Below are 518 nucleotides of genomic sequence, written 5' to 3' on the forward strand. Positions count from 1 at the left end.
ACCGTCGATACCGCGGACAATGACGTTTACAACAACGGCAGCACCGTCAGCACCACCATCACCGGGACCACCGGCGGCAATTTCGAACAACTGACCCCGAGCACCGAGCCGGCGCTGACCGCCATTACCGACTCGAAGGACGACACCGGCCTGAGCCTGTCGGCGTCCACCGAAGTGGCTGAGGGTGGTCAGATTCTGTACACCGCGACCCTGACCAATGCGGCTGGCACGCCAGTCACCGTCACCCTTTCGAACGGCGCGGTGATCACCATCGCGGCGGGTGCCACCACTGGCAGCGTGAGCGTCCCGGCGCCGGCCGATGACGTTTACAAAGACGCCGGTAAAGTCGAAGCGACCATCAAGGACGCCACCGGCGGCAACTTCGAAAACCTGGTGCCGAGCACTGTTCCGGCAGTCACTGACATTACCGATACCCTTGATACCTCGACCGTCAGCCTGACCGCGACGTCCACTGTGGCTGAAGGCGGCACCGTGGTGTACACCGCGTCCGTGACTGC

At 63.3% G+C, this 518-nt stretch carries 1 protein-coding gene; it reads left to right on the forward strand.

Annotation, left to right across the window (positions count from 1 at the left end):
- Positions 1–518, forward strand: a 518-nt coding sequence (locus tag FHL16_RS33865; protein ID WP_138739122.1) for an immunoglobulin-like domain-containing protein, incomplete at both ends; no start/stop codon positions are given.

This window comes from Pseudomonas sp. FSL W5-0299 (genome assembly GCF_005930655.1).
Lineage (GTDB): Bacteria > Pseudomonadota > Gammaproteobacteria > Pseudomonadales > Pseudomonadaceae > Aquipseudomonas > Aquipseudomonas mandelii.